This is a genomic window from Streptomyces lydicus (assembly GCF_001729485.1).
Lineage (GTDB): Bacteria > Actinomycetota > Actinomycetes > Streptomycetales > Streptomycetaceae > Streptomyces > Streptomyces lydicus_D.
The window spans coordinates 1,689,990-1,702,161 of the sequence record NZ_CP017157.1 but is presented as its reverse complement, the minus strand read 5'-3'; the positions used below and the strand labels follow the sequence as shown (position 1 = coordinate 1,702,161).

Here is a 12,172-nt window from a genome sequence, read left to right as displayed (position 1 = left end):
CCGCTTCCTTCCGCGCGGAGCCCCTTCCCCGCCCTCTCAACCTCCCTCAACTTCATTCCGCACAGAGCCCCTTCCCAAACGACATCATCAGTGTCATCCTGACATCATCAGTGTCATCGAGGGGGACTCAACCATGACCGACACCGCACCGGCTTCCGGGGAACACGACGCCGGGGAAGCCGCACCCGCCGAGGCGTTGCTGTACGACGTCATCCGGCGCCTGTGGCCCCTGCACCGCACGGTCGTCCGCGCAGTGGAACGCGAACTGAAGGACACGGGCACCGGCATGACCGCCGGCGAGCACGCCCTGCTGGACGCCCTGCACAACGAAGGCCCGCGCACGGTGCCGCAGTTGGCGCGCTCGATGGGCCTGGACCGCCAGCCCGTGCAGCGCTGGGTGAACCACGCCATGGAACTGAACCTGGTCGTGACCGCCCCCAATCCCGCCCACCGCCGCTCGTCCCTGATCGAGCTCACCACCCAGGGCGCGGCAGCGATACGCGGCATCCAGGAGTTCGAGGCGGCGGAGCTGCGGCAGCGCCTGGCGGACCTCCCCGCGGCGGACATCCGCACCGCGCTGCACGTACTCGACCGACTCGGCGAGGAATTCCGGCACCTTGCGAACGGCCCACGCGTTCCACCGGAGGAAACCGACACTCACGGCAATCGCGATACTCATACGCCTAGCCACCCTCACGAGACCAAAGTCGCCAACGCCCACAACGGCGACGTATGAGCCAAGCCAGAGGTAAGAGACAATCGCGAAGCCCTGGTCATGCAGACCGGTTTCGTCGCAACACCCACCACACCACCGCATCGCCCACGCAAAGGACGGTAGGGAGAATGACCCGAGCGATCACCGCCTGGTCCGAGATCGACAACGGTCTCGTGCCGATCGACGACGGCGAGCTGTTCTACGAGACGGCCGGCTCGGGCCCCGCGGTGGTACTGCTGCACGGCGGCATGCTCGACCAGCACATGTGGGACGAGCAGTTCAGCTGGCTGGTGAACTCCGGCCTCCGCGCGATCCGCTACGACTCCCGCGGCCACGGCCTGTCCTCCACCGTTGCCGGTGACTACGCCAACCACGACGACCTGTGCGCGCTCCTCGACGCGCTCGACGTCCCGCGCGCCGTCCTCGTCGGCCTCTCACACGGTTCGCGGGTCGCAATCGACGCCGCCATAGCCCACCCGGACCGGGTGACGGCCCTCGCGCTCGCCGCCCCCGGGATCAGCGGCCGCCCCTTCACCGACCCCTTCATCCTGGAGCACATCAAGGAACAGGTGGCGGCCATCGGGGCACCGGACGGCGCGGAGCGCTATGTCGAGCACTTCCTGAGGATGTGGGTGGACGGACCGCATCGCGCCCCTTCCGCCGTGCACCCGGGATTGCGCGAGCGGATGCGGGCCTCCGCCATGGCCAATGTGGAGGTGCACGCGGACGGGCTCGGCGCCGGCATGCCGCTCGAAGTCGGGGCCGCGGACCGCCTGGGTGAGATACGGGTGCCGACGGTCGTGTTCGACGGCGACCTGGACAGTACGGACATCTCCGCCAACGCCCATGCGATAGCCCTGACCGTCCCCGGCGCCCGAAGAGTTCGCATACCGGGAGCGGGCCACATGGTCAACCTGGAGAACACCCCGCTCTACGACCACGAACTGCACGCCTTCCTCTCCTCCTTGGACTACTGACCTGGCTGAAACGCCTTCGCGCAGCCCGGTTCGCCCGTAGGTCCGCGCAGCTCGGGCCGGAGGCCAGCACCCCACGCGGACGCATGGGCAGCTAGAGTGGCCGGGCCGTGGTGTTCGGGAAGACCGGTGACGGACCTTGTGGTCCCAGGCCGGAGCGGCCCTCGCCACTGTGATCGGGGAGTTTCCAGCCCTTTTCCGTACGCGCCCGCGCGTACGGCGCCACTGACCGCAGCCTGCGGCCGGGAAGGCGAGGGCGGACGCGTGTACCCGTAAGCCAGGAGACCGGCCACGGCATCTCACGAACTGATTCCACGAGGTGCTGGAGCGTGACTGCCGGATGGCCCTGTCCACCGATACCCCGAACACCCCTGCCACCGTCGGCTTCCGCTGGCGACGGCAGGACACCCTCCGCACCGTGGGCCTGATGGGCGTCATAGCAGGACTGCACGTCGTCGCCTTCGGCGTGCTCTTCCTGCTCGTGGTGCCGAACCACTACTCCGTCGGGAGCCAGGCTTTCGGCGTCGGCCTCGGTGTCACCGCGTACACCCTCGGCATGCGGCACGCCTTCGACGCCGACCACATCGCCGCGATCGACAACACCACCCGCAAGCTGATGGCCGACGGCAAGCGCCCGGTGTCGGTGGGCTTCTGGTTCGCGCTCGGGCACTCCAGCATCGTCGTCGTGATGGCCGCCCTCGTGGCGGGCGGTGCCCAGCTGGCCGGCATTCTGCTCAACGACGAATCCCGGACCCACCAGATCCTCGGCACCATCGGTACCACGATCTCCGGGACGTTCCTCTACCTCATCGCCGCCCTCAACCTCATCGCCCTGACCGGTATCTGGCGGGTGTTCCGCGGCATGCGCGCCGGTCACTACGACGAGGCCGAGCTGGAACAGCGGCTCGATTCACGGGGCTTCATGAACCGCTTCCTGGGCCGGTTCACCCGCTCGATCTCCCGCCCCGGCCAGATGTTCCCGCTCGGCTTCCTCTTCGGGCTCGGCTTCGACACCGCGACCGAAGTGACCCTGATGGTGATGGCGGGCAGCGGCGCGGCAGCCGGCCTCCCCTGGTACGCGATCCTCTGCCTGCCCCTGCTCTTCGCCGCCGGGATGAGCCTGTTCGACACCCTCGACGGCACCTTCATGAACTTCGCGTACCAGTGGGCGTTCTCCAACCCGGTGCGCAAGGTCTACTACAACCTCACCATCACCGGCCTGTCGATCGCGGTGGCGTTCTTCATCGGCACGATCGAGCTGGTGACCGTGCTGCACGACAAGCTCGGCCTCAGCGACCCGCTGACCGGCTGGATATCCGGCCTCGACCTCGACAACGTCGGCTTCATCATCGTCGGCCTGTTCCTGGTGGTCTGGGCGGCGGCACTGACGTACTGGCGGGTGGCCGGCGTCGAGAAGCGCTGGGCGGAACGCGCGGAGCGTACGTCTTCGCAGACCCGGCCGGCGCAAGCGGAGCCCCGGAGCCCGAGCGCCTGAAACACCCGCACCGGGCCCCCGATACGGCTCCCCCGCCGCCCCACCACCCCTCCGTTCCCCCTCAGGTGGCCGAACCGGCTGCCGCCCCCGTCACCAGATCCGGCCCCCAGCGCTTGAGCGCCACCGCCAGATCGAGGGGCCGCAGCCGCTCCGACTCGTCCGGGCCGGGCCAGTCCTCCCTCGGCACCCGCCACATCACCTCGAACTCGTTGCCGTCGGGGTCCTTGGCGTACAGCGACTTGGACACGAGGTGATCGGTGGTGCCGACGAGAACACCGCGCCCGGCGAGCTGCTCGTGCGCCGCCGCGAGCTCCCCGAGTGTGCCGACCTCCCAGGCCAGGTGGTAGAGCCCGACCCGCCCGGCCTCCGGCCCCGGCGCGTCCGCCGCCACCGCGAACAGGCCCAGATCGTGATCGTTCAGGGAACCTGGCGCGCTGAGGAACGCCGCCCGCCCCGGTATCTCCACATCCACCGTGAGCCCCAGGGCCTCGGTGTAAAAGGCGATGGCCCGCGGCACGTCACGGACGTACAGCACCGCATGGTTGAGCCGTCGTACAGCCATGAATCCACTCCCCGATCTCCCGCCGCGGCCCGAGACCGCGGCACCCACGCCCGACCGCCCCCGCCGGCCGAGCGCATTTACTTGAAAGTTCAAGTCTGCCTCGGACCGACCCTACACACCCCCACAACCCCGAACAACACCCCAAACACGCCACACCAACCCCCTCCAGCCCCTTCGGCCCCCTCCCACCGAAGGGGCGAAGGTGGCGTGTCCACGGCCCGGCACCTTCGTTGGCCACCCCGCCGGTGAACGCGGGTGGGGTACGTCAGGAGCGTGGAGCAGTGACCATGACCCGTTGGATCGTGATCAACGTCCCTCCCTGGCTGCTGCTGGCAGGGCTCATCGTGGGGGTCGCCGGCGGGACAGCAGCCGTCCAGGCATACGTCCGGCACCGTTTCCCCCGCCTGAAGCGGGGCGAGCACAACGAGATCGCCCAGTTCCTCTTCCCCGTGATCGCTGTCGTCTACGGGTTCCTCGTCGGCTTCATCGTCCTCGCGCTCTGGGGCCAGGTGAACACCGCGGACCAGACGACGCGGACCGAGGGCGCCATGGCGGCACAGATGGCCAGGGGCCTGGAGGTGTTCGGCAGCACCGAGAGCGCCCGGCTCCGGCAGAGCCTGGGGCAGTACGGACGCGCGGCCGCGGACGAGTGGGCCGGCGCCGCGACCGGCCGGACCACGCCGGAGGCCGAGAACGCGCTGAACCGCCTGTACAGCGCCTACGAAAGCGTCACACCCCGCAACGACACCCAACGAGCCTTCCTCGCCGGCTCGCTGGCGTCCCTGAGGGACTTGAGCAGAGCCCGGACGGAACGCCTGCTTCAGGCACGCAGCAACATCGGCCCGCCCCTGTCCCTGTGGCTGGTGGTCTTTCTGACCAGTGGCCTGGTCCTCGGGTTCTCCGTCACCTTCGGCTCCGAACGCGCCCTGATGCACTACGGGATGGTCGGCGCGGTGAGCCTCCTCGTTGCCGCCAACCTGTTCCTCGTCGCGGAACTGTCCTATCCCTTCCTCGGCGAGTTCTCCACGTCGCCGGAGCCGCTGCGCACGGTGATCCAGATCCTGTCGTCGCCCCAGCGGTAGCCCACGGCCCCGTCGGCCGTGCGGTCAGCTGCCGCTGCCCACCCCTCGACGTCGGAACAGGACCCGGCCGCCGCGCGCGAACAGGATGAACAGGGCCCGGAAGATCATGAAGACGGTGGTGAGGGCGAGCACCCGAGCCACCACGTCGGCGATCGCGGCCCCCGGGGCGGGTACGTCCAGCAGACGCGACAGCTCCGCGATGACCACGACCAGCCCGAACAGGAACGGCAGCCATTCCCAGTGAGTCCGTGAACGCCACCGCACGGCAGCCTGCCGCCGGCGTCGCCACCGACGCGTCCCCACACTGAGGAGGACGCTGAGAACCATCATCGACACGGGCACCCACAGGTCCCCCCACTGCACCGTGAGCTGCACGGCTCCCCCTTGCGGCTCCGAAAACCCGGCTGGACCGGCGGTGAGCTTATCCGAGCCGGTGGCACCTCGCGGGACGGGTCAAGAACGCCCGGAGCGCCCGGCCGCGGCACTCCGATCGGTGATCAGGCTCCGGAGGGGAGGCGCCAGAGCGGGGCCTGGTACTGCTCCGGGTGGCTGCTGAGCAGCAGTGCCCTGAGGTCCAGCCGCTGGTGGCCGCCGAGACCGAAGGCTTCGGTGAGCCGGCGGAACGTGGTGTGGGTGATCCCACGGGACCGGGCGGCGGCCTCGAACTCGTCGAGCTGGCGGAGTACGGCCTCCGGGTCGAGCGGCCGGGCGGGCCGGCTGCCGAGCAGACCGGCCTTGTCGCGCTCGTGGTCGATCTCGGAGAAGCCGCAGATCTCGCGGCTGTACTGCTCGACCTCGTGCAGGTTCTCCGTCGCGAGGACGGCTCGGGCGAGCTGGTTGCGGTCGAGGGCTTCGTCGAGGTCCGCCTCGTACACGACGGGCCCGTCGTCGGTGAGCGCGACGGGCAGGCCGGCGTCCCGCACCTCGCACAGACCGCGGGCCCCGCGTGCCGTGGCGGCCAGCATGGCCGCGGCCTCGGAGGGGTGCCACTCCAGTACCGAGCTGACGGGCGTGACGTGCTCGGCGGTGAGTGTCACGGCAACGGGGCCCAGGCGTTCGCGCAGGGCGTCGGCGGGGATTTCGCCGTCGAGGCCGGGGCCGGCGACCAGCAGCCGTACGGGGAAGTTGAGTTCGCAGCACGCCGCGAGGGTGAGGGCGTCGGCGAGCGGGCTGCGGAGGGTGGGTTCGTCGCCCCGGGCCAGGATGTCGCCGCCGACGTCCAGGAGGTCGACGGAGTCCGGCTCCAAGTACTGGACGATCTCCTCCAGTTGCCGAACGATGCCCTCGGCGCCGTGATGCGGGTCGATGAGCGCGAGGGTCTGCGACAACTCCGCGGCCAGCCGGGGCAGCGTCGAGCCCGCAGGAGCGATCGGCGCCGCGTCGGCGGGGACCGTCCGGACGCTTCGGGTGAGGAGACGGAGACCGGTGAAATTGGCCGGCCCCCTCGGCCCGGGCACGGGGTCGATCAGGAGACGGTCCCACGCATAAGTGAGAACCACCGCCGGAGTCTCGCCCCCGTACAGGGCCGCATCCAGCATCGCCGCGGCGACAGCGTCGCCGCCTCCTCCCGCTGCCACGATCAAGCGCGTCACGTGCGTCAGCGTAGGGCGGCCGGGCGCCGATCCCGCGCACCTCGACGCCACGACTTTGCGCCCCCCGAGATCCCGCCCCTCGCCGCGTAGCGGCCGGCCAGCCGGGCGTCACCGATTGCAGGCTGCGACGATGCCCAGAATCACCAGCGCCACCACGAACATCGCGAGGCAGCCACCCACGGCGCTCTCCGCCTCCCGGACAACCCCCTTGGGCTTCGGCCGCGACCTCTCGTAGTCCTGCATCCCTCGCGCCACGGCGCGCCTGACCTCGTCTTCATCCATGCGAACGCCCCCTGGCTGCTCAGCCGTCCGACCAACCGGCTACGGGCAACCTATCCGCCGCGGTCGACCGCCCTCCCCGTCGCGTGGGACACGCAGCGTGACACCGTGAGACACCTGGAGCGGCCGGTGAAGCGACGGCCCGCCGCGGGCTGAACGTGAGCGTCGGTGTCACATCCGGACGCGGACGCAAAAGACCCCCTGTCATGATCAACAGGGGGTCCTCTGACTCGTGGGCACAACAGGATTCGAACCTGTGACATCTGCTTTGTAAGTTCGATCAAGCGACTCGTCAGCCTTCGAGGCTCCCTGCTGCTTCGCCTCACGCCATGCATACCTGTCGTCTCACGTACGGCGGAGTCCACATGCGTTGCCGTCAGCTATTGCCGTCAGCGAGGGGTGCAGACATGCCGACAATAGCCCTCGGCTCTGGAACCTGAGACCTACGCATTACGAGTTGCCCGATCTTGGCTTACCACCGTCCACCACGGTACGCATACGCAGGTCAGAAGCCGAAGAACTGATGAGCCAGAGTCGTCACCTAGGACGATAGATCAGGTCGTTGAGATGACCTGCGGGGAGTGGTTCTCAACGGTCGTCGCTGGTCGATCTGGAGCGCGCTCGGGCGACCCAGAGACGACCGCCCCGCGACCTTGTGGTGGTGCAGGGCCTGACGTCCCGCACAAGGTGGGACGTCAGGCTTGACCGTGAAGGTCATCCTCTGGACTTAGAGGGTGGCGCCAGTTCGATAGTTACGGAAACCCATCGGCTGCGAAGGTCGGTTAGCCCTTCGACTGCCTGTTGCTGAGGAGGACGTAGGCGAGAGGCATGAGGATGAGCAGCAGCCCGAGGCCAACTGCGGCTCCCCATGGCACGCTGGTGCCTGCCGTCACCGTCAGCAGTGCGACCGGTCCAATCGTCGATGCAGCAGTGGCGCCCAGATAGTGGAGAGTGCGCAGTGAATCACCACTCCACTTCTCCGGGACAGAGGCGGAGACCTCCATGCCCACCGGGGCGAGGGAGAACCTGACCGTCGCAGCCCCGGTGGGCTCGGTCAGGAGCAATCCCTCCGCCTCGGCCGCTTCCCCCTGGTTGAGGGCAAGAGCGCTGATGGTCGGCTGGACAGTCACGTCCGTGTTCGTGTTCATTCATCCCTTTCGGGTGCCCCGGCTGCGAACCCCTTTTGGATCGCGACAGAACCGGGGCGGAGCTAGCCCCCAGCCGCTACGAGTCAGCGGCTGGCCGGCTTTTCTCCTGCATGGGCTCTCCTCTCTCTGTCTCCCCTGGGTTAGGGGAGGAGTGGGCCCACTCTAGCGGGTACGCACCAAAAGTGCACCAGATTCGCAGTTAGATAGGTGCGCGTTCGATGCCTGTGTGAGACAGTGATGGTGTGGAGTGCTGGATGATCGGCAGCGTGCGTCGACATCCGAGTCAAGGAAGGTGTCATGGCCAGATCATTGCGACCCGTGGAACCCGCTGAGAGTGAGCGCTACTCGGTGACCTTCGTACCGGCGGCCGTCCAGGCTGTTCACGACCTTACGGAAGTCTCCGGGCTGTCCAAGTCGGATGTAATTAACCGTGCTGTGCAGGTCTACGCCTTCCTGGCCAGGGAGATGGCTGGCGGTCGGCAACTGATGTTGCGCAACGAGGACGGTTCCCTTGAGCGGGTGCACATTGTGTGAGGGGGGCTCACTCGGGCCGTTAGTTCGAGTACTCGCGGACGCAATTGCCCGGAGACCTGAACTTCCAGATCTCCGGGCTCATTGCTGAGGGGGCTGCGCCGCTCGGTGTAGAGCTGTGAAAGAAGGGGCCAGGAGCCCCCTCGCACCCCTCTTAGAGCAGTTCGATCGCCCAGGCGCGACCCCATAGCGAACTTGCCCGCTCGTGGTCGGCCTCATACGGAAGCGCGACGGGGTGCGGCAAGGAGCCCCTGCCGGTCGTCGCCCTCGGAGCAGTCAGTGGGCGGGGTATCCAGGAACGCGCGGAGTGCTTGCCGGAATTCCTCCATCTTGCGCGCTCTCTGCCGCCAGGACCGTCACGGATACCCTGTGCGCATGCAGCCGCCAGATCGGGACATCGCCCCCACGGGCGAATCACAAGCTTCTGCGGCTCCCGCGGGGGTGGTGCCAGATTCCCACCAGCTCGACTTCCCACCCGTCCGCAATGGCGTCGACTACCTCGTAAGTGTCGTCGACCACCTCACCAGGAGTGAGGTCGGCCCCCGCGACATCAAGTACGCGGTGCTTCACCTGCAGGCCGCCACCGAGGTGCTACTCAAGGCCCGGCTCGTACGCGAGCACTGGAGCCTGGTCTTCGACAACCCCGGCGAGGCCACCGAACGGGCCTTCCGCTCCGGCGACTTCAAGAGCTGCACCATCAACGAGGCCGTCACCCGACTGCGTAACATCGTCGGCGTCCACATAACCGACAAGGAGCAGGCGGCCCTCAAGGACCTCGGCCGCGACCGCAATGCCTTGCAGCACTACGGTCTGACGCACAACGCCCGCGCCCTTGAGGCCCGCGCCGGCCGTGTGCTCGACTTCCTCGTCCACTTCCTCGACGACGCCCTCCTGCCGGACTTCGACCAGGACGAGAGCAACACCATTGGCGCGGACATGCTCCAGGTTCGCAACGGACTGGACGGAGTCCACACATTCATCACCCAACGCAGACGACGGCTACGCGGGGAACTGAAAGGCTCCGAGAACCGCACCACGGAGTGCGATCAGTGCCACGAGATGGCCCTGGTCACCGATGGAGAAACCGTCCGCTGCCACTTCTGCGGCCACACCTGGCTCGCCCTAACTCCTTGGATCATGGAGCTCTACACGAGAGACAAGGGCTACCCCCAACTCTGTCCAGAGTGTCAGGCGCAGACTATGGTCCCCGGCGTCCGTCTCGCCAGCGAGTCGCTCCCGGTGTCGTTCTGCTTCGCCTGCACAGCCAGCATCCCCAGCCCCCCGGCAGAGGCGACCGAGGAAACCCGGTAACCACGCTGTTCCGCAAACTGAGCGGTCAGTGCAGCAGCACCACCGCACCGAGCCTGAGACCCGGGCGATAGACGGAAGCTGAGAAAACCAGCGTCCCGCGTGCCGCGCTGAAGGCTGCCACCGGTCGGATCCGCCCGCGACGCGTGCCCGGCGAGCGGCCCCCTGATACCCGTTGTGCGACGCTTGGCCATGCGGCACATCAGCGGGTGAGAGGGGACCAGATGCCGGGAGCGAGTCCGCGCGGGACGTATTTGTTGATCGCGGATGCCCTACGCAAGAAGATCGCGAAGGGGCACTTCGCTGAGACGGGGCTCCCCTCGGAAGCCGCGCTGATGCGTGAGCACGGGGTGGCGCGGACTACCGTACGACGCGCTTTGGAGATCTTGGAGAAGGACGGTCTCATCCGCTCCGAGCCCGGGATTGGCCGCGTGGTCAGCGACGGCAGCGAGCGGCGCCCCTTGGCGCAAAGGATGAGCGACATGATCGCCGAACGCGGCTTCGCCGTCGGTGACGCGTTCCCATCCGAGGCCCGGCTCTGCGAGGAATTCGCAGTCTCGCGGACAGCCCTGCGGAGCGCTCTGTCAGCGCTGGAAGGTCAGGGGCTACTGGAAGCTGTGCACGGGAAGGGGCGGTTCGTTCGCGCCCTCCCGGCGACCACACACGATTCGTAGGCTGGAGCCCATGAGACTCACAGAGCAGGCATTTGCCCTCTCGGAATCGATGCTGGCTGAACCCCTCCCGCGCCGCTGGGCGCATTCGCTCGGCGTCGCCAAGCGCGCGGCGACCCTGCGCCCCATCCTCGGCCGCGACGCCGACGTCATGGAGGCCGCCGCGGTCCTCCATGACGTCGGCTACTCGCCATCGATCGCTACGACAGGGTTCCATCCGCTCGACGGTGCCCGGTTCCTCCGCGAGCAGGAGTCGTTTGACGAACGGGTGGTTCGCCTGGTGGCCCACCATTCCTGCGCACTGCTTGAGGCGGAAGAGCGGGGACTGCGTGACGAGCTGGCGACTGAGTTCGAGATGGAGCGTCCGGAGCTCGTGGATGCCCTGATTTTCTGCGACATGACGACGACGCCGGATGGCGGCCACACCGCGCCGGCCGACCGTCTGAACGAGATCGTGGCGCGCTACGGTCCGGACACCATCGTGGGTCGCTTCATCCAGCGGGCGGCACCCGAGATTCACGCTGCCGCGGGCAGGGTGGAACAGCGGATGGCCGCAGTGGGCGCGGGTCAGCCGATGTAGGGCACCGTCAGTGAGTCATCCAGGCCGTGCTCAATGCGCAACCGCATCGAGGGGTGGATGTCGAGCCGGTCGAGGTCCGCTGGAGAGACCCAGCGGACCTCTTTAGATTCGTTGCTGGTACGCAGCGAGCCGCCTGTGAGGTGCGCGCGGAAGCAAATGGAGAATTGCTGCCGGACTTCCCCATCGTCGTACGCCATGACGTGGCGCGGGTCGGTGTAGAGCCCGCTGACACCGTCCACCTCGACCGTAAAGCCGGTCTCTTCCTCGACCTCCCGGACGACGGTCTCGGCGATCGACTCGCCTACGTCATGTCCTCCCCCGGGGAGAGCCCACAGGTCGTTGTCGGTCTTGTGGATGAGTAGGAGTCGCCCATCCTCATCCCGGACGACGGCGGTAACCGAAGGCACCACAGAGTTGGCTTTCGGGGCCTCCGGGTCGTTGAAGTAGTCCCTGCGGCTCATGCCTGAACCTCCGCGAAGTCGGTGGGTGAGGTGATCACGCGGGCAGAGTCCCACACGCGCTCAACGCTCTCGGCATAGGTGTCAAACAGCTCGCCACCAGGGACGCGCTGTAGGTGGAGAACGGGGGCAAGGTAGGCGCCAACTCCGTATACGTGGCCGTTCGCAAGTAGTTCGTTGTCGGCACGGTAGATGGAGTTGTAGAGGGTCGTGCTGTGCAAGCGGAACTCGACGCCCGGCAGGCCGAAGAGCCCGCGGTAGTTCATCAATGCGTTGCGGATCTTGCTGGCCATCGCATCGCCGATTCCCTCGTCTGCACCACGGGTCGCAACCTCGGGGCAGTCCGGGTCGCCAAGCATGAAACGAACCCGTACGCCATCCGCCGACTTCTCCTTGACCAGGCGGAGGAATTCGGGATCTTCAGTCAGCCAGAACCCGGAGTAGACCAGCACATCGAAGTACGTCCTGGACGACGAATAGAGCTGCGGCCAGAGGCGCGGGGGCACCGCTGAACGGTGTGGGTACAGCTTCACCAGCTCCGCGCCGCCGGCTGACGTGACCTCAGCCATCGTCCGCTCGTCGGGCCACAGGTAGGACACCTCGTAGCGGAGGAGCGAAGCCACCGCGTACTGGAAGCGGCGATACGGTTTGCGGCCCTGATTGATCCACCGTTCGACGGTTTTGCTGGCCACCCCGAGGCGTTCGGCGACGGTCTCGATGGTGAGCCCTCGTTCGGTGATCGCCCCACGAAGTCGCTCGTTCGCCATCTCCCCTTCT

15 protein-coding genes and 1 riboswitch are annotated in these 12,172 nt (G+C 67.6%); of the genes, 8 read left to right on the top strand and 7 right to left on the bottom strand.

From position 1 onward, the window contains the following. Positions 1-133: 133 nt before the first annotated feature. The 3 genes from SL103_RS07290 to SL103_RS07280 all read left to right on the top strand — a co-directional run bounded on the left by SL103_RS07290 (position 134) and on the right by SL103_RS07280 (position 3,184). The gene (locus tag SL103_RS07290; protein WP_069567928.1) at positions 134-736 is read left to right on the top strand and encodes a MarR family winged helix-turn-helix transcriptional regulator; all 603 of its coding nucleotides are present in this window, start codon (positions 134-136) and stop codon (positions 734-736) included. A gap of 107 nt (positions 737-843) precedes the next feature. Beyond that, positions 844-1,692, top strand: a complete 849-nt coding sequence (locus tag SL103_RS07285; RefSeq protein ID WP_069567927.1) for an alpha/beta fold hydrolase — start codon at positions 844-846, stop codon at positions 1,690-1,692. Positions 1,693-1,783: 91 nt separating this feature from the next. After that, positions 1,784-1,997, top strand: a riboswitch (cobalamin riboswitch). A gap of 32 nt (positions 1,998-2,029) precedes the next feature. Next, positions 2,030-3,184: a HoxN/HupN/NixA family nickel/cobalt transporter gene (locus SL103_RS07280; RefSeq protein ID WP_069567926.1), complete on the top strand. Its 1,155-nt coding sequence runs from the start codon at positions 2,030-2,032 to the stop codon at positions 3,182-3,184. Positions 3,185-3,245: 61 nt separating this feature from the next. Here the strand turns inward: SL103_RS07280 and SL103_RS07275 are convergent, their stop codons facing one another. Further along, entirely contained in the window at positions 3,246-3,746 is a 501-nt protein-coding gene (locus tag SL103_RS07275) for a VOC family protein (protein ID WP_069567925.1), read from the bottom strand. Positions 3,747-4,033: 287 nt separating this feature from the next. On the opposite strand from SL103_RS07275, the gene SL103_RS07270 reads away from it, so the two are divergent. Beyond that, positions 4,034-4,828 carry a DUF4239 domain-containing protein gene (locus tag SL103_RS07270; RefSeq protein ID WP_069573496.1) on the top strand — a complete coding sequence of 265 codons (795 nt, stop codon included), beginning with the start codon at positions 4,034-4,036 and terminating at the stop codon, positions 4,826-4,828. Positions 4,829-4,852: 24 nt separating this feature from the next. Here SL103_RS07270 and SL103_RS07265 read toward each other — a convergent pair whose 3' ends face one another. From SL103_RS07265 to SL103_RS07255, 4 genes are all read right to left on the bottom strand, one after another. Continuing rightward, positions 4,853-5,203, bottom strand: a complete 351-nt coding sequence (locus tag SL103_RS07265; RefSeq protein ID WP_069567924.1) for a hypothetical protein — start codon at positions 5,201-5,203, stop codon at positions 4,853-4,855. Between the two features lie 122 nt (positions 5,204-5,325). Next, positions 5,326-6,420 (bottom strand): DUF1152 domain-containing protein, encoded by a 1,095-nt coding sequence (locus SL103_RS07260; protein ID WP_164492765.1) that lies wholly within the window; start codon positions 6,418-6,420, stop codon positions 5,326-5,328. 108 nt (positions 6,421-6,528) lie between these two features. Further along, positions 6,529-6,702 carry a hypothetical protein gene (locus SL103_RS37665; RefSeq protein WP_164492764.1) on the bottom strand — a complete coding sequence of 58 codons (174 nt, stop codon included), beginning with the start codon at positions 6,700-6,702 and terminating at the stop codon, positions 6,529-6,531. Positions 6,703-7,481: 779 nt separating this feature from the next. Further along, on the bottom strand, positions 7,482-7,847 hold the full coding sequence (locus tag SL103_RS07255; RefSeq protein ID WP_164492763.1) for a hypothetical protein: 366 nt from the start codon (positions 7,845-7,847) through the stop codon (positions 7,482-7,484). Between the two features lie 318 nt (positions 7,848-8,165). Here SL103_RS07255 and SL103_RS07250 point away from each other — a divergent pair, with 318 nt between their 5' ends. From SL103_RS07250 to SL103_RS07235, 4 genes are all read left to right on the top strand, one after another. Next, complete coding sequence (locus SL103_RS07250; RefSeq protein ID WP_244303858.1) at positions 8,166-8,381, top strand: hypothetical protein; 216 nt, start codon at positions 8,166-8,168, stop codon at positions 8,379-8,381. A gap of 441 nt (positions 8,382-8,822) precedes the next feature. Further along, complete coding sequence (locus SL103_RS07245; protein WP_164492762.1) at positions 8,823-9,689, top strand: hypothetical protein; 867 nt, start codon at positions 8,823-8,825, stop codon at positions 9,687-9,689. A gap of 221 nt (positions 9,690-9,910) precedes the next feature. Then, positions 9,911-10,360, top strand: a complete 450-nt coding sequence (locus SL103_RS07240) for a GntR family transcriptional regulator (protein ID WP_069567919.1) — start codon at positions 9,911-9,913, stop codon at positions 10,358-10,360. A gap of 10 nt (positions 10,361-10,370) precedes the next feature. Continuing rightward, positions 10,371-10,937: an HD domain-containing protein gene (locus tag SL103_RS07235; RefSeq protein WP_069567918.1), complete on the top strand. Its 567-nt coding sequence runs from the start codon at positions 10,371-10,373 to the stop codon at positions 10,935-10,937. On the opposite strand, the gene SL103_RS07230 is transcribed toward SL103_RS07235, so the two are convergent. Then, complete coding sequence (locus SL103_RS07230) at positions 10,925-11,398, bottom strand: NUDIX domain-containing protein (RefSeq protein WP_069567917.1); 474 nt, start codon at positions 11,396-11,398, stop codon at positions 10,925-10,927. The genes SL103_RS07235 and SL103_RS07230 overlap by 13 nt on opposite strands. Beyond that, positions 11,395-12,162 (bottom strand): helix-turn-helix domain-containing protein, encoded by a 768-nt coding sequence (locus SL103_RS07225; RefSeq protein WP_069567916.1) that lies wholly within the window; start codon positions 12,160-12,162, stop codon positions 11,395-11,397. The genes SL103_RS07230 and SL103_RS07225 overlap by 4 nt, the downstream gene beginning before the upstream one ends. Positions 12,163-12,172 lie beyond the last annotated feature (10 nt).

Excerpts from the sequence above, each read along its gene's own strand:
- SL103_RS07275 (WP_069567925.1), bottom strand. The coding sequence starts at position 3,746 with ATGGCTGTACGACGGCTCAACCATGCGGTGCTGTACGTCCGTGACGTG.
- SL103_RS07280 (WP_069567926.1), top strand. The coding sequence starts at position 2,030 with ATGGCCCTGTCCACCGATACCCCGAACACCCCTGCCACCGTCGGCTTC.
- SL103_RS07225 (WP_069567916.1), bottom strand. The coding sequence starts at position 12,162 with ATGGCGAACGAGCGACTTCGTGGGGCGATCACCGAACGAGGGCTCACC.
- SL103_RS07290 (WP_069567928.1), top strand. The coding sequence starts at position 134 with ATGACCGACACCGCACCGGCTTCCGGGGAACACGACGCCGGGGAAGCC.
- SL103_RS07270 (WP_069573496.1), top strand. The coding sequence starts at position 4,034 with ATGACCCGTTGGATCGTGATCAACGTCCCTCCCTGGCTGCTGCTGGCA.
- SL103_RS37665 (WP_164492764.1), bottom strand. The coding sequence starts at position 6,702 with ATGGATGAAGACGAGGTCAGGCGCGCCGTGGCGCGAGGGATGCAGGAC.
- SL103_RS07240 (WP_069567919.1), top strand. The coding sequence starts at position 9,911 with ATGCCGGGAGCGAGTCCGCGCGGGACGTATTTGTTGATCGCGGATGCC.
- SL103_RS07230 (WP_069567917.1), bottom strand. The coding sequence starts at position 11,398 with ATGAGCCGCAGGGACTACTTCAACGACCCGGAGGCCCCGAAAGCCAAC.
- SL103_RS07285 (WP_069567927.1), top strand. The coding sequence starts at position 844 with ATGACCCGAGCGATCACCGCCTGGTCCGAGATCGACAACGGTCTCGTG.
- SL103_RS07255 (WP_164492763.1), bottom strand. The coding sequence starts at position 7,847 with ATGAACACGAACACGGACGTGACTGTCCAGCCGACCATCAGCGCTCTT.
- SL103_RS07235 (WP_069567918.1), top strand. The coding sequence starts at position 10,371 with ATGAGACTCACAGAGCAGGCATTTGCCCTCTCGGAATCGATGCTGGCT.